Source organism: Clostridium sp. SY8519, from assembly GCF_000270305.1.
Lineage (GTDB): Bacteria > Bacillota > Clostridia > Lachnospirales > Lachnospiraceae > SY8519.
In genome coordinates, this window is record NC_015737.1 from 301531 (window position 1) to 318385 (window position 16855).

The 16855-nt window shown below is 52.0% G+C and carries 18 protein-coding genes and 1 other annotated feature; of the genes, 5 read left to right on the forward strand and 13 right to left on the reverse strand.

Annotation, left to right across the window (positions count from 1 at the left end):
* Nucleotides 1-3 precede the first annotated feature (3 nt).
* The 8 genes from CXIVA_RS01545 to rpmG all read right to left on the reverse strand — a co-directional run bounded on the left by CXIVA_RS01545 (nt 4) and on the right by rpmG (nt 7549).
* A complete protein-coding gene (locus CXIVA_RS01545; RefSeq protein ID WP_013976248.1) occupies nt 4-3897 on the reverse strand; it encodes a DNA-directed RNA polymerase subunit beta in 3894 nt (1297 codons plus the stop codon).
* 329 nt (nt 3898-4226) lie between these two features.
* Nucleotides 4227-4604 (reverse strand): 50S ribosomal protein L7/L12, encoded by a 378-nt coding sequence (gene rplL / locus CXIVA_RS01550; protein ID WP_013976249.1) that lies wholly within the window; start codon nt 4602-4604, stop codon nt 4227-4229.
* A 35-nt stretch (nt 4605-4639) separates the two neighbouring features.
* Nucleotides 4640-5188, reverse strand: a complete 549-nt coding sequence (rplJ, locus tag CXIVA_RS01555) for a 50S ribosomal protein L10 (RefSeq protein WP_013976250.1) — start codon at nt 5186-5188, stop codon at nt 4640-4642.
* A 38-nt stretch (nt 5189-5226) separates the two neighbouring features.
* Nucleotides 5227-5369, reverse strand: a sequence feature (ribosomal protein L10 leader region).
* Nucleotides 5370-5403: 34 nt separating this feature from the next.
* A complete protein-coding gene (gene rplA, locus CXIVA_RS01560) occupies nt 5404-6096 on the reverse strand; it encodes a 50S ribosomal protein L1 (protein ID WP_013976251.1) in 693 nt (230 codons plus the stop codon).
* Nucleotides 6097-6145: 49 nt separating this feature from the next.
* Nucleotides 6146-6571 (reverse strand): 50S ribosomal protein L11, encoded by a 426-nt coding sequence (gene rplK / locus CXIVA_RS01565; RefSeq protein WP_013976252.1) that lies wholly within the window; start codon nt 6569-6571, stop codon nt 6146-6148.
* Between the two features lie 53 nt (nt 6572-6624).
* Entirely contained in the window at nt 6625-7143 is a 519-nt protein-coding gene (gene nusG, locus CXIVA_RS01570) for a transcription termination/antitermination protein NusG (RefSeq protein WP_013976253.1), read from the reverse strand.
* 26 nt (nt 7144-7169) lie between these two features.
* Nucleotides 7170-7373 carry a preprotein translocase subunit SecE gene (gene secE / locus CXIVA_RS01575; protein ID WP_013976254.1) on the reverse strand — a complete coding sequence of 68 codons (204 nt, stop codon included), beginning with the start codon at nt 7371-7373 and terminating at the stop codon, nt 7170-7172.
* Nucleotides 7374-7399: 26 nt separating this feature from the next.
* Nucleotides 7400-7549 (reverse strand): 50S ribosomal protein L33, encoded by a 150-nt coding sequence (gene rpmG / locus CXIVA_RS01580; RefSeq protein ID WP_013976255.1) that lies wholly within the window; start codon nt 7547-7549, stop codon nt 7400-7402.
* 200 nt (nt 7550-7749) lie between these two features.
* On the opposite strand from rpmG, the gene nudC reads away from it, so the two are divergent.
* The gene (nudC, locus tag CXIVA_RS01585) at nt 7750-8583 is read left to right on the forward strand and encodes an NAD(+) diphosphatase (protein ID WP_013976256.1); all 834 of its coding nucleotides are present in this window, start codon (nt 7750-7752) and stop codon (nt 8581-8583) included.
* A gap of 113 nt (nt 8584-8696) precedes the next feature.
* Here the strand turns inward: nudC and CXIVA_RS13250 are convergent, their stop codons facing one another.
* Both CXIVA_RS13250 and CXIVA_RS01595 read right to left on the reverse strand, forming a co-directional pair.
* The gene (locus tag CXIVA_RS13250) at nt 8697-9293 is read right to left on the reverse strand and encodes a TetR/AcrR family transcriptional regulator (RefSeq protein WP_013976257.1); all 597 of its coding nucleotides are present in this window, start codon (nt 9291-9293) and stop codon (nt 8697-8699) included.
* Between the two features lie 353 nt (nt 9294-9646).
* On the reverse strand, nt 9647-11197 hold the full coding sequence (locus tag CXIVA_RS01595) for a chromate transporter (RefSeq protein WP_013976258.1): 1551 nt from the start codon (nt 11195-11197) through the stop codon (nt 9647-9649).
* Nucleotides 11198-11387: 190 nt separating this feature from the next.
* On the opposite strand from CXIVA_RS01595, the gene CXIVA_RS01600 reads away from it, so the two are divergent.
* The 3 genes from CXIVA_RS01600 (at nt 11388) to CXIVA_RS13255 (ending at nt 13822) form a co-directional block, all read left to right on the forward strand.
* On the forward strand, nt 11388-12272 hold the full coding sequence (locus tag CXIVA_RS01600) for a LysR family transcriptional regulator (RefSeq protein ID WP_013976259.1): 885 nt from the start codon (nt 11388-11390) through the stop codon (nt 12270-12272).
* 24 nt (nt 12273-12296) lie between these two features.
* Nucleotides 12297-13367: a DNA/RNA non-specific endonuclease gene (locus tag CXIVA_RS01605; protein WP_013976260.1), complete on the forward strand. Its 1071-nt coding sequence runs from the start codon at nt 12297-12299 to the stop codon at nt 13365-13367.
* Between the two features lie 92 nt (nt 13368-13459).
* Nucleotides 13460-13822 (forward strand): helix-turn-helix transcriptional regulator, encoded by a 363-nt coding sequence (locus CXIVA_RS13255; RefSeq protein ID WP_013976261.1) that lies wholly within the window; start codon nt 13460-13462, stop codon nt 13820-13822.
* Nucleotides 13823-13894: 72 nt separating this feature from the next.
* Here the strand turns inward: CXIVA_RS13255 and CXIVA_RS01615 are convergent, their stop codons facing one another.
* Nucleotides 13895-14896: a helix-turn-helix transcriptional regulator gene (locus CXIVA_RS01615; RefSeq protein ID WP_013976262.1), complete on the reverse strand. Its 1002-nt coding sequence runs from the start codon at nt 14894-14896 to the stop codon at nt 13895-13897.
* A gap of 303 nt (nt 14897-15199) precedes the next feature.
* Here CXIVA_RS01615 and CXIVA_RS01620 point away from each other — a divergent pair, with 303 nt between their 5' ends.
* Nucleotides 15200-15613 (forward strand): TOBE domain-containing protein, encoded by a 414-nt coding sequence (locus CXIVA_RS01620; protein ID WP_013976263.1) that lies wholly within the window; start codon nt 15200-15202, stop codon nt 15611-15613.
* Nucleotides 15614-15790: 177 nt separating this feature from the next.
* On the opposite strand, the gene CXIVA_RS01625 is transcribed toward CXIVA_RS01620, so the two are convergent.
* Nucleotides 15791-16084 carry a hypothetical protein gene (locus CXIVA_RS01625; protein WP_013976264.1) on the reverse strand — a complete coding sequence of 98 codons (294 nt, stop codon included), beginning with the start codon at nt 16082-16084 and terminating at the stop codon, nt 15791-15793.
* Nucleotides 16081-16848 carry a GTP pyrophosphokinase family protein gene (locus CXIVA_RS01630; RefSeq protein ID WP_083835046.1) on the reverse strand — a complete coding sequence of 256 codons (768 nt, stop codon included), beginning with the start codon at nt 16846-16848 and terminating at the stop codon, nt 16081-16083. The genes CXIVA_RS01625 and CXIVA_RS01630 overlap by 4 nt, the downstream gene beginning before the upstream one ends.
* Nucleotides 16849-16855 lie beyond the last annotated feature (7 nt).

The window sequence follows — 16855 nt, forward strand, 5'->3', positions numbered from 1 at the left end:
AAATTACTCCTCGTCATCCAGTAAATCGTCAGAATCAAAATCGGCATACTCATCTGCCGGCTGTTCTGCCTCATCTTCCGGTGTCTCGGTTGCTACATTCTCAAATTCACCGGTCTGGGGATTTGCTTCCTGATGGGTGAACCCTTCTGCTTTGCCATATTCTCTGTTGCGGTCGTTGAACCCTCTGTCATCCGAAATAACGGAGTTGATATCCGTCGGGCCGTACTCGCTGGATTCCAACAGATGCACTTCTTCGCCCTCCGCGTTCTCCAGGGTAATATCCAGTCCCAGAGACTGCAGCTCTTTCAGCAGCACTTTAAAAGACTCAGGAATTCCCGGTTTCGGGATGTTCTTTCCCTTGATAATCGCCTCATAGGTCTTGACACGGCCGATGACATCATCGGATTTTACGGTCAGAATCTCCTGCAGGGTATAGGATGCTCCATACGCCTCCAGCGCCCATACCTCCATCTCGCCGAAACGCTGTCCGCCGAACTGTGCTTTTCCTCCCAGGGGCTGCTGGGTAACCAGGGAGTAAGGGCCTGTGGAACGGGCATGGATCTTGTCGTCTACCAGATGATGCAGCTTCAGGTAATGCATGTGGCCGATGGTAACCGGACTGTCAAATTCCTCACCGGTACGGCCGTCCCGCAGGCGGACCTTACCGTCTCTGGAAATGGGCACACCCTTCCACAGCTCTCTGTGGTCCAGATGGTCCCCCAGGTATTTCAGCACATCCGGGCGCAGCTCAGCCTCATGTTTCTCACGGAATTCCTCCCAGGACAGGTTGACGTAGTCATTGGCCAGGTCCAGGGTATCCATGATATCTACCTCGTTGGCGCCGTCGAAGACCGGTGTGCTCACATTAAAGCCCAGTGCCTTTGCTGCCAGGCTTAAATGGATCTCCAGCACCTGTCCGATATTCATACGGGAAGGCACGCCCAGGGGGTTCAGCACGATATCCAGGGGACGTCCGTTCGGCAGGAACGGCATATCCTCCACCGGAAGCACACGGGAAACGACACCCTTGTTTCCGTGACGGCCTGCCATCTTATCGCCGACAGAGATCTTTCTCTTCTGGGCAATGTAAATCCGAACGGCCTGGTTGACACCCGGCGCCAGTTCGTCGCCGTTTTCTCTGGAGAATACCTTGGCGTCTACTACGATACCATACTCTCCATGGGGCACTTTCAGGGAAGTATCCCGGACTTCTCTCGCTTTTTCGCCGAAAATCGCCCGGAGCAGGCGTTCCTCTGCGGTCAGCTCGGTTTCCCCTTTCGGTGTTACTTTTCCTACCAGGATGTCGCCGGCCCGCACTTCCGCGCCGATCCGGATAATTCCCCGTTCATCCAGGTCTTTCAGGGCATCTTCGCCGACACCAGGAACGTCACGGGTGATTTCTTCCGGTCCCAGTTTGGTGTCACGGGATTCTGCCTCATGCTCTTCAATATGAATGGATGTGTACACATCCTCCTGTACCAGACGCTCGCTCAGAAGAACCGCATCCTCGTAGTTGTAGCCTTCCCAGGTCATGAAGCCGATCAGCGGGTTTTTGCCCAGTGCCAGCTCGCCCTGTGAAGTGGAAGGACCGTCCGCGATCACTTCGCCTGCTTTTACATGGTCGCCCTTGAATACAATTGGTCTCTGATTGTAGCAGTTGGACTGGTTGCTTCGAACGAATTTCTGCAGTTTGTATACTTCTCTGGTGCCGTCATCATCATAACGGATCGTAATGGCGTCGGAGCAGGAGCGTTCGATCACACCGTCTCTCTTCGCCACAACGCAGACACCGGAGTCTACTGCCGCCTTCGGCTCCATACCTGTGCCGACCACCGGCGCGTCTGTTGTCAGAAGCGGCACGGCCTGACGCTGCATGTTGGCCCCCATCAGCGCGCGGTTCGCGTCATCATTTTCCAGGAACGGAATCAGGGCAGTCGCTACCGAGAACACCATTTTCGGGGATACATCCATGTAATCGAACAGGGCACGGTCGTATTCCTGTGTCTCATCCCGGAAACGGCCGGATACCATTTTACGCACGAAGTGTCCTTCTTCATCCAGCTGCTCATTCGCCTGGGCCACATGGTAATTGTCTTCTTCGTCCGCTGTCATGTATACGACTTCATCGGTTACCCGCGGATTTTCCGGATCGGTTTTGTCGATTTTGCGGTAAGGCGCCTCAATAAATCCGTACTGGTTAATCCGGGCATAGGAAGCCAGTGAGTTGATCAGACCGATGTTCGGTCCTTCCGGTGTTTCTACCGGACACATTCTTCCGTAATGGGAGTAGTGAATATCACGCACCTCGAATCCGGCACGGTCACGGGACAAGCCGCCGGGACCCAGCGCGGACAGACGGCGCTTGTGGGTCAGCTCGCCCAGAGGGTTGTTCTGGTCCATGAACTGTGACAGCTGGGAAGATCCGAAGAACTCTTTTACAGCCGCTGTTACCGGTTTGATATTGATCAGGCTCTGAGGCGAAATGGTATCCAGATCCTGGGTAGTCATACGTTCCCGTACCACACGCTCCAGACGGGACATACCGATGCGGTACTGGTTCTGCAGCAGCTCACCCACGGCGCGGATCCGGCGGTTGCCCAGATGATCGATATCGTCCGCGTTGCCGATGAGATGATCCCCGTCACCGTATTCCAGATGCATGTTGTAGTTGATGGAAGCGATAATGTCTTCCTTGGTGATATGCTTCGGAATCAGGTCATGGATATTTCTCCGGATGGCATCTTTCAGCTCTTCCAGGTCTTCGTGCTCGTTCATCAGCTGTTCCAGCACCGGATAGAATACCAGCTCGGTCACTCCCAGTTCCTTCGGATCACATTCCACAAAATTGGTGATGTCCACCATCATGTTGGACAGGACTTTTACATTTCTGGTCTCTGTCTGGATATATACGTAGGGGATGGCTGCGTTCTGGATCGCATCTGCCTGTTCCCTGGTGAGTTTTGTGCCTGCTTCGCAGATGATTTCACCGGTCACCGGGGAAACTGCGTCTTCTGCCAGCACATGACCGGCCACCCGGTTGCGCAGCATCAGCTTTTTATTGAATTTATAACGGCCCACTTTGGCCAGATCGTACCGGCGCGGGTCAAAGAACATGGCGGAAATCAGGCTTTCCGCGCTGTCCACGGACAGAGGCTCGCCCGGACGGATCTTTTTGTACAGTTCCAGAAGGCCTTCGCTGTAATTGGTGGCCACGTCCTTGCCGAAACTTGCCAGGATCTTCGGCTCTTCGCCGAACAGATCAATAATCTCCTGGTTGGTGCCCCAGCCAAGCGCACGGATCAGAACGGTAATCGGCACTTTTCTGGTGCGGTCCACATGGACATAGAACACGTCATTGGAATCGGTCTCATATTCCAGCCAGGCGCCCCGGTTCGGGATGACTGTACAGGAGTAAAGTTTTTTGCCGACTTTATCATGGGCGATATCATAATAGATGCCCGGTGAACGTACCAGCTGGCTGACGATAACACGTTCCGCGCCGTTGATGACAAAGGTGCCTGTCTCCGTCATCAAAGGAAGATCACCGATAAAGATCTCATGCTCATTGATTTCGTCTGTTTCCCGGTTATAGAGTCTCACCTTAACCTTCAGCGGAGCTGCATAGGTTGCATCTCTTCCCTTGCACTCTGAAATATCGTATTTTACATCCTCTCTGCAAAGGGTAAAGTCTGTGAACTCCAGGCTGAGATGACCGCTGTAATCGGTAATCGGAGATACATCTTCAAAGACTTCGCGCAGTCCGTCTTTTAAAAACCATTCATAGGAAGCTTTCTGAACCTCAATAAGGTTCGGCATTTCGAGAACTTCCTTCTGTCTGGAATAACTCATGCGCATGCTTTTTCCGCTATCTACCGGACGTATCCTGTTTTTCTCCATCGACGTTCCACCTCTCGTTTATCTGTACTTGATCAAAAACCTGCGGTGCTTCTGTGCGGATATTGTATTTTATCACATACAAGGGCGTTTTCAGGCTTCTAAAAAAGGGCGCAGTATCCCCTGTATTTCCGCAATAGTGCAACGTACATATTAACACCAGCTTTTCAGAAATGTCAAGTATTTTTTCTGCAAATTAAAAAAACAGCATCTGCAACGCTGCGTGCCGGGATCCCGGACACATACCACAGAAAAGATGCCGCCTGTGTTTTCGTAAAAAAAGGCCGCAGCACTGCTGCAGCCTTTCTGTCTGTTCTTTTGCGGAAGTAAAATTACTTGAGGGTAACTTTTGCGCCTTCTGCTTCCAGTTTCTCTTTGATCTGATCTGCTTCTTCCTTAGCTGCAGCTTCTTTTACAACTTTCGGAGCGCCGTCTACTACGTCTTTTGCTTCTTTCAGACCAAGACCTGTGATCTCACGGACAGCTTTGATGACTTTAACTTTGTTCGGGCCTACTTCTGTCAGCTCTACATCGAACTCTGTCTTCTCTTCGCCTGCTGCTGCGCCGTCAGCGCCTGCTGCTGCTACAACAACGCCTGCTGCTGCAGATACGCCGAATTCTTCTTCGCATGCTTTTACTAAATCATTTAACTCTAATACGCTGAGCTCTTTGATCGCTTCGATAAATTCTTCTGTGGTTAATTTTGCCATTATCGTTTTCCTCCAAAATCTGTTATTTTCGTTAATTACTCTGCTGCCGGAGCTTCTTCTGCTGCCGGAGCCTCTGCTGCAGCTTCCGCTGCTGCTGCACCGCCGCCATTCTCTGCGATCTGATTAAGAACGCGGGCAAGATTGGTAATCGGTGACTGAATGCTTCCAAGTAATTTGGAAAGAAGTACTTCTCTGGACGGAATGGAAGCCAGCTGCTGGATGCCGGCAACGTCGTAAGCTTCGCCTTCCACCATACCTGCCTTCACTTCCAGTTTGGGAGCTGTTTTCGCGAATTTGCAGATAATTCTTGCCGGTGCGGTTGCGTCATCTTTCGATACAGCAATGGCACTCGGACCTTTCAGCGCGTCGCTTAATGCTTCAAACTCGGTACCTTTGAATGCAATTCTCATCAGTGTGTTCTTATATACTTTATAAGTCACACCAGCTTCTCTCAGTTCCTTACGTAACTCGGTATCCTCGCCAACTGTCAGTCCGCGGGCGTCAACCAGAACGATTGATGCAGCGTCTTTAATTGTCTCGGAAATCTCCTGTACGATCGGCTGTTTCAGTTCAACTTTTGCCACGAATCGTGCACCTCCTTATAGTATTTTCCCTAAGACGGAGGGGAATAAAAAAACCTCTCTGCCCTGAGACAGAGAGGAAAATTTCTTTCGAACGAATCCAGCAGATTCGCTGTTCCCTCGGCAGGCTGCGATGATTATGCCTTACGGCGCCTGCTGTCTTCGGCGATTGCTATCGCATGATAGCACATTGTATGAATGATGTCAACACGAAATCATCAGTTAAACTTAACTGTATTCACTTTTACACCAGGACCCATCGTGGAGGTCAGGGTGATGTTCTTCAGGTAAGTTCCCTTCAGGGAAGAAGGTCTTGCTTTCGTGATGGCATCCATAAGCGTCAGGAAGTTGTCGGTTAATTGTTCTTTTGTAAAGGATGCTTTTCCAACTGGCACATGGATAATATTGCTCTTATCCAGTCTGTATTCAATCTTACCTGCTTTGATGTCGGCAATGGCTTTTGCCACATCCATGGTAACTGTGCCGGCTTTCGGGTTCGGCATCAGGCCTTTCGGTCCGAGCACACGGCCCAGACGTCCCACAACGCCCATCATATCCGGTGTAGCCACTACAGAATCAAAGTCCAGCCATCCCTCTTTCTCGATCTTCGGGATCAGCTCTTCGCCGCCGACAAAATCAGCGCCGGCTTCCTGTGCTTCATCCAGTTTTGTGCCTTTGGCGAATACCAGGACACGTACCTTTTTGCCGGTACCGTGCGGCAGAACCACCGCGCCGCGGATCTGCTGCTCTGCGTGACGTCCGTCGCAGCCGGTTCTGATATGGGCTTCGATGGTCTCGTCAAAGTTTGCCTTTGCGTTGTTCTGTACCAGTGCAATGGCTTCTTCCGGATCAAACGCATTGTGCTTGTCGTAAGATTTTACAGCCTCGATATATTTTTTTCCTCTTTTCATGAAATCCTCCTTGTGGTTGTATCGGGAGAGGGCCCTCCCACTGTCATGCTTACTCTTCTACAGTAACGCCCATGCTGCGGCAGGTGCCGGCAATCATGCTCATGGCTGCTTCCAGAGTTGCCGCGTTCAGATCCGGTTTCTTCAGCTCCGCGATCTCCTGCAGCTGTGCTTTGGTAATCGTAGCTACTTTCGTCTTGTTCGGAACACCGGAACCGGACTGGATCTTGCATGCTTTCTTGATCAGAACCGGAGCCGGCGGAGTCTTTGTGATGAAGCTGAAGCTTCTGTCCGCGTATACGGTGATAACGACAGGGATGATCAGGTCACCCTGGTCTGCGGTCTTGGCATTGAACTGCTTGGTGAATTCCACAATATTCACACCATGCTGGCCAAGTGCAGGACCTACCGGAGGAGCCGGTGTAGCCTTTCCGGCAGGAATCTGCAGTTTGATATATCCTTCTACTTTCTTTGCCATTTGAAATTGCCTCCTTCAAATCTGATGTCCGCGCCTTTACCCGCAGGACATCGCTACATTTTCTGTACGTCTGCGAAACTTATTTCTACCGGTGTCTCGCGCCCGAATAATTCCACATTGATCGTTACGATCTGTTTGGCGTGGTTCATGCTCTGAACAACGCCCACCGTATCTTTCCATACGCCGGCGATCACCTTGATGGTATCGCCTTCCGCATAGTCAACGACCAAATTCTCGACCTGAATTCCCAGAGGTCTCATCTCTGCTTCCGTAAGAGGAACCGGTTTGGATCCAGGGCCTACAAAGCCGGTAACGCCCCGTGTATTACGAACCACATACCAGGTGTCATCATTCATGACCATATTGATCAGAACATAGCCCGGAAACATCTTCTTCTGGACCGGCTTTTTCACGCCGTTGCGAAGCTCGACCACATCCTGCATCGGCACGCGGACCTCCAGGATCTCGTCTTCGAGATGACGGTTTTCTATCTTCTTCTCAATACTGGATTTTACTTTGTTTTCGTAACCAGAGTAAGTATGAACTACGTACCAGTTCGCTTTATCTGCCATAAATCTTCCTTTCCTCCCTGAACAGCCTAGAGATTTACGAGAATATCCACACCGTGCTGGATACCGAAATCCAGTGCGGCAATAATAATCGAGAGAATCACAGTAACAATAAGAACTGCCACTGTCTGTTTTCCAAGTGAAATCTTGTCAAGCCAGATAATTTTGCTGAATTCGGACTTCAGTCCTGCTCTCCAGCTCCCTTTTTCTTTCTTGTCTTTCTGATCGCCCATGCGATACCTCCTTCACTGGAACGGACTTATTTGGTCTCTTTGTGCAGCGTATGCTTTCTGCAGAAACGGCAGTACTTCTTAAGTTCCATTCGGTCCGGATGATTCTTCTTCTCCTTCGTCAGGTTGTAATTACGCTGTTTGCACTCCGTGCATTCTAATGTAATCTTAACACGCACAACTTCCACCTCCTATTTTTTGTGATTTTGGGCATAAAAAAAAAGCCCTGCTTCTTCCTACGCCAGATTAATATAGCATACCAGCTTTTTCGAGTCAACAGAAATTATTGTCCGGTCGACAATTCCCGGGAAATCCTTTATAGTAGGACTGCATCCGAAAAACTTCTCACAGCTGTAAGGAAAGGATACTGTCTGCTGTTATGATTCAGGATATTTTACCCCACAAATTCCACAATGAATACTGCCGGCCGGAATTTTCCCCGGAAGATACCGTTTTCTTATTTCACGAAAAAAAGGTGCTGTGCCGCACCTCTCCCGCCGGTCATCTCCATTTTCCCTCCCGCAGGGAATTTGAATGGAACATCCGCACGGTCTATCTGTTCCGTATCGACGGACACTGCTATTACCTGGGCGTGACCAGGGGAAAACACCCTTTCCCCTCCGGCTATTCCTTCGCGCCGGTTTTCTCCCTCCGTCAGTCCGCCCCGCCGGACCGCCGCATGGCCGCCGTCACCGCCTGGCACCTGTATGTATGGTATCGTGACAACCGGTTCTGCGGCAGATGCGGGGCAAAGCTCACCCATTCCGCCTCCGAGCGCGCGCTGTACTGCAGCTGCGGCAATCTGGTCTACCCGAAAATAGCCCCCGCGGTCATTGTCGGCATGGTCCATGGCAGCCGGATTCTCATGAGCCGCTATGCCGGCCGGGAATACCGGGGACACGCCCTGCTCGCCGGTTTCTGCGAAATCGGCGAAACCGCGGAGGAGACGGTCATGCGGGAAGTCATGGAGGAAACGGGGATCCGGGTCAAGAACATCCGGTACTACAAAAGCCAGCCCTGGGGCTTTGACAGCAATCTGCTGCTGGGATACTTCTGTGAACTGGACGGAGATCCCCGGATCACACTGGACCGGGAAGAACTGGCTGTGGCCGAATGGGTTCCCCGGGACGCGATTCAGGACGCGCCGGACCAGCTGAGCCTGACCCGGGAAATGATCCTGTACTTCAAAGACCACCCGGAGGCCTTTTCCTGACAGGCTGCCGGGATACCGGGTCACACCGCCTGACGGAATACCGGGACGCACCGCCCGCCGGGATACCGGGCACACCGCCTGACGGCTGCAGGGACTGCCGCCCTGCCGCTCCATCAGCCGGAAGTCCCGGATATTCCCGCGAACAGGCTGCTGTTTACCAGGTCCACGATCAGCGCATGGGCCCCTTTCCGTACTTCCGCGGCAGGCTTTCCCTGCTCTTCTTCCTTATTTATAAATCCCCAGATTCCAAGGGCAAAAAAGGCATTCAGACTTTCTCCGGAATACCGCAGATGAATCCGGTTCTGGTACCGGCTCTCAATATCCGCCATGGAACGGGTGATAAAACGATAGTAGGAAATCACCATCTCTGTGTCATCCAGCTTTTTTACCAGATTGTAGATTTTGATGTAACGGTCCCGGATATCCAGTATCGCGTCCATCAGATTCTGATAGCAGATCACCAGGTCATCGGCTGTGTTATTCTCCTTCTGCAGCTGCTGAAACCGTTCCAGCAGCTCCTGTTCCAGCTCGTTGAACACATCATCCAGCAAGTCATATTTATCCCCATAATGGTTATAGAATGTAATCCTGCTGGTATTTGCCGTTTCACAGATATCCTTCACGGTAATCTTCGAAAATGACCGTTCTTCCATCATGCGCAGCAGTGTCTGACGCAAATTCTGCCGCGTTTTATACACTCTCTTATCCAATCGGCGTCCTCCTAATTCATACATTTTTTCGTTTTGATTGATGACCCATTCCGGTCCGTCGATCCCCCCATTCATGACCTGCGCAACCGGAATGTCTGCAGACAGCCGGCGAGTCATTTTCGAATTGTAATACATGTTTTTCGAATTTTTCTGTATCCGCACTGTAAGCTTTATACTTAAAATAACATAACTTTTTAACTTTTCCTAGTAAATATAGCCAAATAAGAAATTTTTTCGTTATATCTAACAAAGATTATACGAATGTTAAAAAAACAGCGACGGCAGGATGCGTTTCATGCCAGTCGCTGTTTTTATCTGAGAAATATTTCTTTTTGATCACTGCGGGAAAACTTTTACATTGCCAGATTGCACAGAAGAAGCCCCGCTCCCGCAGACAGGAGAATCAGCAGCCAGTTGGGTGCCCGGAACTTAAAGAGCAGGAGCAGATCGGCCCCAAGGATTGCTCCGGTAATCAGGAACGCCGCCGGCAGGTTCATGTGCAGATCCAGTCCTGCGCTGAAATTCTGGCTGATCACAGACAGTACCACATTCAGCAGCAGCCCTGCTACAATCGGGCGGATCCACCGGCCGATCTGCCGGAACACGGAAACCTCCGCAAATGCCTCATACAGGAAGGCAAAGATGCAGAAAATACCGCCGGATGCCGAAACGCTGCAGGCGAACCCCGCCAGGGCAACACTGTATCCGCCGACGACTGTGCCCGATGCCCCATATCCGATGGAATATCCCACGCCTGCCAGGATTTTGCACAGGATTGACCCGGGCAGCACATTGGCCACCGGCACCAGACTGCCGTAAAAATCCGAATTGGACAGCATCCCGGTATGCACAAAAAGACCATCCGCCACAGTCAGATACGCGTCTCCTCCTCCAAACGACATAACGGAGGAAGCCAGTCCGCGGATCAGATAGGGAAGTGATTCCGATGTAACCAGCAGTCCGGGCACCGACAGCAACAGGGTAAATACCGCCCAGGCCAGCAGCTGCAGAAGCAGCGGTTTCGGACGGATCTGCACTGACACGCCGCTGCGGGCTGCGTCTTCCCGGATTCCCCGGATCAGTCCGCGGACCGCCAGGACTGCCATGACTGCCCACACCGTATATTTCACCGGGGCATATGCCAGCAGCCCGTTATTTCCCATACACAAAACATACACCGCGCTGACCGCGGCAGCGACTGCGGCATTCTTTTTATGGAATCTGCAGTTTGTGTACAAAATCCCGAAGAAGGCCAGCGCCAGCACCTGCACCGCAGACAGTCCGAAAAACGGCTCCGCCTGGATTCCCAGCAGCTGAAACAGCGTGCTTCCGCTGTTTAAGACAAAGACCCCTGCCATAATCACAGCCGCCCGGAACAGCCGTTTCTTTCCGGCGGCCCGTGCCATCTGCAGACTGTTTACCGCATAAAGGATCAGAAGGCAGCTGATAAAGGCGCCCAGCCCGATGGACAGGCACTGAATCTGACGCATCACACCGGCGCTGACATTGGACAGCAGCGACAGGATCACTACCGTAAGCAGCACACCGGGAACTGCCATCAAAAGGGACGCCGCAAGCATCCCTCTGATGCCTCCGGCCCGTTTTCCCAATCCCGCGGCAATTTCCACCGGAAGGGCCCCCGGCGTGACGCAGGCTTCCACCACTACTTTATTGTAATCCTCTTCGGTTACGATATGCTGGTCTTCGACCACTTCCCGCTCAATGACAGGAATCAGCGCGGAACCGCCGCCGAATCCGATGAGTCCGATTTTTGCCATGGACAGGTACAGCGGAAGCGTCCGCCTGCTTTTCCCGGCGGATGACAGCGCCTTCGCGCTGCTGCCGCGCTTTTTTCCAATCTTTAATTTTATTCCTTCTGGCTTGCGCTCTGCTGCTGCTTCCATCTTGCGTCTCTCCATTACCTAGTTAGTCTGTAGACTATTTGAATATTTCTATTTGTCTACATGATAACCTTTTCACAGAAAAAGAAAACACTTTTTCTTGAAATTTTTCGGTAACCATGCTATCTTTCATAATATATTTTTATTAATATATAATATTTTTCTTATGAATAAAGCAGGGGGATTTTTCAAAATGACTTTAAAGACACTGCAGATTTTTGTTACCGTCTATCGGGAGGGAAGCATTACCGGTGCCGCCTGCCGGCTGGGGATCACACAGCCCGCCGTCAGTTCCGCCATCCGGGAGCTGGAACACCACTTTGCCGTCAAACTGTTTCAGCGGTCCGGCAGAAGCATCGCGAAAACCCCAAACGCAGACACCCTGTATGACTACGCCTCCCACATCACCGCCCTGTACAGCGATATGAACCATGCCTTCCGGGACGCGGACGCCGGCATTCCGCTGCGCATCGGCTCCAGCATCAGTATCGGCACCTGTATCCTTCCCCGGTGCATCCGTGCCTATATTGACCATACCCATTCCCCGATGCCATATGTAAAGATTGACAGTTCTGATATTATAGTAAGGATGATTGAGGAAAACCAGCTGGACTATGCCCTGATCGAAGGAAGCACCCACTCCGGCCGGATTCTGTCCGAGCCCCTGATCACTGACCGGCTGATTCCGGTATGCAGTCCCGACCATCCGCTGGCTTCTAAAAAGCAGCTGCGTCTGGATGATCTGCGGGAGGAAAACTTTCTCCTCCGGGAGAAAAACAGCGGTACCCGGCAGCTGGCAGAATCGGTTCTGGCCCAGCATTCCTTCGTGCTGACTCCTGCCTGGGAAAGCACCAGCACGACGGCTATCATGGAAGCGGTATCCCTGAATCTGGGAATCTCCATTCTGCCGGCCCGTATGCTGACTGCAGCCCTGGCGGAGGGCTCCCTCAGGGAACTCTCCCTGCCCGGCATACGTTTTCAGCGCCAGTACTCCGTCATCTATCACCAGAACAAATATCTGACCCGCCGGATCACGGATGCCATTGATTTTTTCAAGCAGTATATCCGCGCCATGTGATCCGCACAAAGAAAGGACAATCCCGTGAAACTGAAAAGAAGACTCTCTCTGCTCCCCCTGATTCTCGCGCTGTGTGCCGCGCTTTCCGCCTGCAGCTCCGGTGCCGTCTCCGGAACCGCCCCCGCTTCCTCTGCCGAAACTTCGGTTCGGCAGGAAGCTGCCTCCTCCGGTTCGGATTCCTCCGGCTCTTCCAAAACCGCTGCTTCCTCCGAAACCCCCTCTTCCAAATCCGGTTCCGCCGGCAAAAGCAGCGGCATTTCGCTGAAAAAGCTCCCGGCTTATTCCGGATCCCCTTACATTGCCGTCAACAAAAACCGTCCCTCATTTTCCAAAAAAGAATTAAGCCGCAGGACTTCTTATCAGAAATTCAGCCCGCTGGACGGACTGGGACGCTGCGGAAAAACCACGGCCTGCATCGGCCCGGATCTCCTTCCTCGCACCAAGCGAGGCCCCATCGGCAGTGTCCGCCCTTCCGGATGGCATACCGTCAAATATCCCCGTCTGATCCGGGACCGCTACCTGTACAACCGGTGTCACCTGATTGCCTATGAGCTCACCGGACAGAACGCCAATGAAAAGAATCTGATTACCGGTACCCGCTATCTGAATATCGAAGGCATGCTGCCGTTCGAAAATAAAGTAACCGACTATATCCGCACCACCGGCAATCACGTCCTGTACCGTGTCACTCCCATTTTCAAAGACCGCTGCCTGGTAGCCTCCGGCGTGGAGATGGAAGCCCGCTCCCTGGAAGACAAAGGGAAAGGCATCTCCTTCCATGTATACTGCTACAATGTGCAGCCGGGCATCACCATTGATTATCGCGACGGCAGCAGCCGGGTCAGCGGCTCCGTCTCCGACACCGGAACCTCTTCCCAGGCGGCAGCCCCCAAAAAGCACAGCGCTGCAGCAAAAAGCTCCGGCTCTTCCGACACCCGGCAGACCTATGTACTGAACACAAACAGCCGGAAATTCCACCGGCCGGACTGCAGCAGCATCCGCAGGATCAAGCCTGCCAACAAAAAAAAGGTTACTGCCGGCCGCAGCGATCTCATCCGGGAAGGGTATGAACCCTGCGGAATCTGCACTCCGTAGCAGAATCCGCCAAATACGTGCAGAAACCCCGCTTTTTACACTGTCGTATCTCAACTTTTCGATCGATATAATAGAGCGTATAAGGAGAGATCATGACTACGAGGGAGTTAAACGAAGCAATCGGCAAAAGAATCGCAGGTCTTCGGGAACAGCGGCATCTGACCCAGGATGAATTTTCCGAACTGATCGGCACCAGCACCAAGCACTGCAGCGCAGCGGAGCGGGGTGTTTCCGGTTTTTCCCTGGAAAAGCTTGTCCGCGTATCCAAACTGTTTGATGTGTCCATGGACTATCTGATCCTCGGCCAGAAGCGGGAGGAAACTGCGCTGACCGGGTTTTTCCCGGAATCTATTCTGGATATTGCCGCTTCCGACAATGATGACGAAAAATCTGTTCTGCTGGAATATCTGCAGATGTACCGGAAAGTCCGGCAGCTCCCGGAAGAAACTTCCTGAACACAGCAGCCGCGCAAAGGAGAAATCCTCCCCTGCGCGGCTGCTTCTTTTCTGTCCGGCACGGATTACTGATTACTCATTCACCGTGCCGAGAATTTTACCCATATCCGCAATGTCATATCCGTTTACAAAACGGAACTCTTCCTGAAATTCCGGGGACTGAAGAATCTCCACCAGACGCCGGTACGGTTCCCTGGGCATATTGTGCTTTTTAATCACCAGATCATAACTTTCCTCCTGCAGCGGAATAAAGTCAATCCCGCGGATACTCAGCGCCACCTTCTTGGTGCCTACCCCGATATCCGCTTCTCCTTTGCTGACAGCTGCCGCCACAGCCAGATGAGAGGACCGCGGCGTACAGTATCCTTCGATATCCCTTCCGTCAATCCCAAGCTCCACCAGATGCTCATCCAGCAGAACCCTGCTGCCTGCTCCCGGCTCGCGGTTGGCCACGCTGATATCGTAACGTTTCAGATCCTCCCAGCCTTTGATTTTTTTGGGGTTGCCTTCCGCCACATAAAATCCCTCCGTTCGGCTGCAGATATGGATGATCACTGCCGGACAGCCGGGAAGAAGCCTGCGGACATGCTGAAAATTGTAGGTATTGGTCTCCATGTCCCACATATGGCTGGCAGCGGCCGAGACCTGATCCTTATACAGAGCTGCCAGGCTGTCATAACTGCCCTTGTACACCCGCTCTGTCTTCAGATTCGGCATCTGCCGGTTCAGATACTTCAGCAGCATGTCCAGGATTTCGTCCTGTCCGCACAGCCGGAACACTCTGTCCGTCCGCGCTGTTTCCGCCACCGTCTTCTGTCCCATCTGCAGACGGTCTCCCGACGGGAAAACAAAATCGGCTTTCGTTCGTCCGAAGTTCCCCTCTCCCTCTTTTTCCGCCATGGTTTCTTCCCGGGACTCCTGAATATAGCGCTGCACATCTTCATAGGTAAAGCGCATTTTTCTCCCGACTTTGTAACAGTTTAATTCGCCCCGTTTCACAAGTTCATATACCGTATTTTTGGCGATGTTAAGCATTTCCGCCACTTCTACCGCCGTCATAGCTTCTTTGTTCATGCTGATCCTCTCTTCTGTCTGCAGAAAGATGCCGGAAATACACTGCCGCTGCGGCTCTCCTTCCGGCTGCTCTTTTCTTAGCAAATAAATACGTTTTCATCATAGCAAATTCCATGATACCGCGCAAGGAAAGCACGTATTTTCACTTGATTCTGTCCCTTTTCATTTTTATTCACACAGCTTGACATCTTTTTCTGTTCTTATTATGATACATAATATCATAGAACGTATCAAAAGGAAGGAATTTTCTCTGTTTGTTACGTTTCGTCCTGTTTGTTATCGTCATAAAAGGAGGTATTTCAAATGATCAGCGCAAGAAACCAGATCAAAGGAACCGTAAAAGAAATCAAAGAAGGCGCAGTGAACGGAATTGTAAAGGTCGACGCAGGAAACGGCATCACCATTTCCTCCACGATATCCATGGAATCCATCCATAGCCTCGGCCTGGCTCCGGGCAAAGAAGTCACCGCCATCATCAAGGCCACTTCCGTTATGATTGCCAACGGCAAATTAAACATCAGCGCAAGAAACCAGCTTACCGGCACTGTAGCGTCCATCGAGAAGGGCGCGGTGAACGCGATTGTAAAACTGGACGTTCCGGGCGGCATCGGCATCACATCCACCATCTCCCTGGAAGCCGTTCAGGATCTCGGCCTGGCTCCGGGCAGGGAAGCCACTGCCATCATCAAGGCTACTTCCGTTATGATCGGCGCGTAAACTTCAGTTCCTTCTGGCAGGAACGCCTGTCCGCCTCAGTCTTTCTGAAGCAATCAAAATCAGGGACCGGCGGGGAAACACTTCTGTTTTCCCTGCCGGTCCCTGTTAATAACCGCCTTTATTTCCTTTTGCTGCTTCCTGTCTCCAGGTCTTCACGCAGGTGTGCAAGCACTTCCATCAGTCCCCGGAAAGAATTTTCCGGCCATTGATCTCTGCCTCGGTCACCATCCCCAGATATTCCACGCCTTCCGTCCGGATTCCGGACAGAATCACAACGGCTTTTCCATCTTCCATGCGGTACTCTTCCCGGCAGCTCTGTCCCACCGGTGTCCGTTCCAGCATTCTCTGGAAATCACCCAGGATCCCCTGCACTGCGCGGCCGCCTGCGCCGGCGGCCTGCAACGGCCCGTAGATACGGATCAGTTCCATCTGCAGCCGGCCAATCCATTCTCTTTCGTTTTTGTGTGTCATTCCTGCGTACCTCCTCTGCCGTCTTCTGTCGCTTTCAGGGCTTTGCTGATCATCTCCCGCTCATCACTGGCGCTGATCCGCTCCCGGATCTGCAGCATCCGCCGGTCCAGCTGATTGATCATTTCCGCGCTGTATGCCAGTTCTTCCACAATTGCGTCTGCATCCTTGATATCTTTTTTGTATTTCAGTTTATGCTCCAGGCTGGCCCAGAAATCCATCGCAATCGTGCGGAACTGCACTTCCACGATGCGGGTTTTCTTTCCGCCGGTCAGAAAGATCGGCACATCCAGAATCAGATGCAGGCTGCGGTATCCGTTTGTTTTCGGATGGGCGATGTAATCCTTTTCTTCTATCAGATGAATATCATCCTGCTCCACCAGACAGTTCCGCAGCATGTAAATATCGTCGATAAACGAACAGCTTACCCGGATGCCCGCAATATCCGTCAGGTTGTCCTCGATGTTTTTCACGGAAAAGGGAATGTTCCGCCGTTTCATTTTTTCATAAATGCTCACCGGTGACTTCAGACGGCTTTTAATCGCTTCGAAGGGATTGCGCTCTGTCCGCAGGGACAGCTCTTTATTCAGGATTTCCAGCTTTGTCCTGACTTCCCGGATGGCGCATTCGTATTCCATCATCAGATTCTGAAAGGCTTCCGCCTCTTTTTTATACTTCAGCAGCGCCTGGATATCACTGTCGCTGACCACTTCGTTCACTGTGGCTTCCAGGGCCCGATCCAGTTCGTCCCGTGTATGCTGTTCCATCTTTTTC

Excerpts from the sequence above, each read along its gene's own strand:
- CXIVA_RS01545 (WP_013976248.1), bottom strand. The coding sequence starts at position 3,897 with ATGGAGAAAAACAGGATACGTCCGGTAGATAGCGGAAAAAGCATGCGC.
- rplL (WP_013976249.1), bottom strand. The coding sequence starts at position 4,604 with ATGGCAAAATTAACCACAGAAGAATTTATCGAAGCGATCAAAGAGCTC.
- rplA (WP_013976251.1), bottom strand. The coding sequence starts at position 6,096 with ATGAAAAGAGGAAAAAAATATATCGAGGCTGTAAAATCTTACGACAAG.
- rplK (WP_013976252.1), bottom strand. The coding sequence starts at position 6,571 with ATGGCAAAGAAAGTAGAAGGATATATCAAACTGCAGATTCCTGCCGGA.
- nusG (WP_013976253.1), bottom strand. The coding sequence starts at position 7,143 with ATGGCAGATAAAGCGAACTGGTACGTAGTTCATACTTACTCTGGTTAC.
- secE (WP_013976254.1), bottom strand. The coding sequence starts at position 7,373 with ATGGGCGATCAGAAAGACAAGAAAGAAAAAGGGAGCTGGAGAGCAGGA.
- nudC (WP_013976256.1), top strand. The coding sequence starts at position 7,750 with ATGATTCAGGATATTTTACCCCACAAATTCCACAATGAATACTGCCGG.
- CXIVA_RS01595 (WP_013976258.1), bottom strand. The coding sequence starts at position 11,197 with ATGGAAGCAGCAGCAGAGCGCAAGCCAGAAGGAATAAAATTAAAGATT.
- CXIVA_RS01600 (WP_013976259.1), top strand. The coding sequence starts at position 11,388 with ATGACTTTAAAGACACTGCAGATTTTTGTTACCGTCTATCGGGAGGGA.
- CXIVA_RS13255 (WP_013976261.1), top strand. The coding sequence starts at position 13,460 with ATGACTACGAGGGAGTTAAACGAAGCAATCGGCAAAAGAATCGCAGGT.
- CXIVA_RS01615 (WP_013976262.1), bottom strand. The coding sequence starts at position 14,896 with ATGAACAAAGAAGCTATGACGGCGGTAGAAGTGGCGGAAATGCTTAAC.
- CXIVA_RS01620 (WP_013976263.1), top strand. The coding sequence starts at position 15,200 with ATGATCAGCGCAAGAAACCAGATCAAAGGAACCGTAAAAGAAATCAAA.
- CXIVA_RS01625 (WP_013976264.1), bottom strand. The coding sequence starts at position 16,084 with ATGACACACAAAAACGAAAGAGAATGGATTGGCCGGCTGCAGATGGAA.
- CXIVA_RS01630 (WP_083835046.1), bottom strand. The coding sequence starts at position 16,848 with ATGGAACAGCATACACGGGACGAACTGGATCGGGCCCTGGAAGCCACA.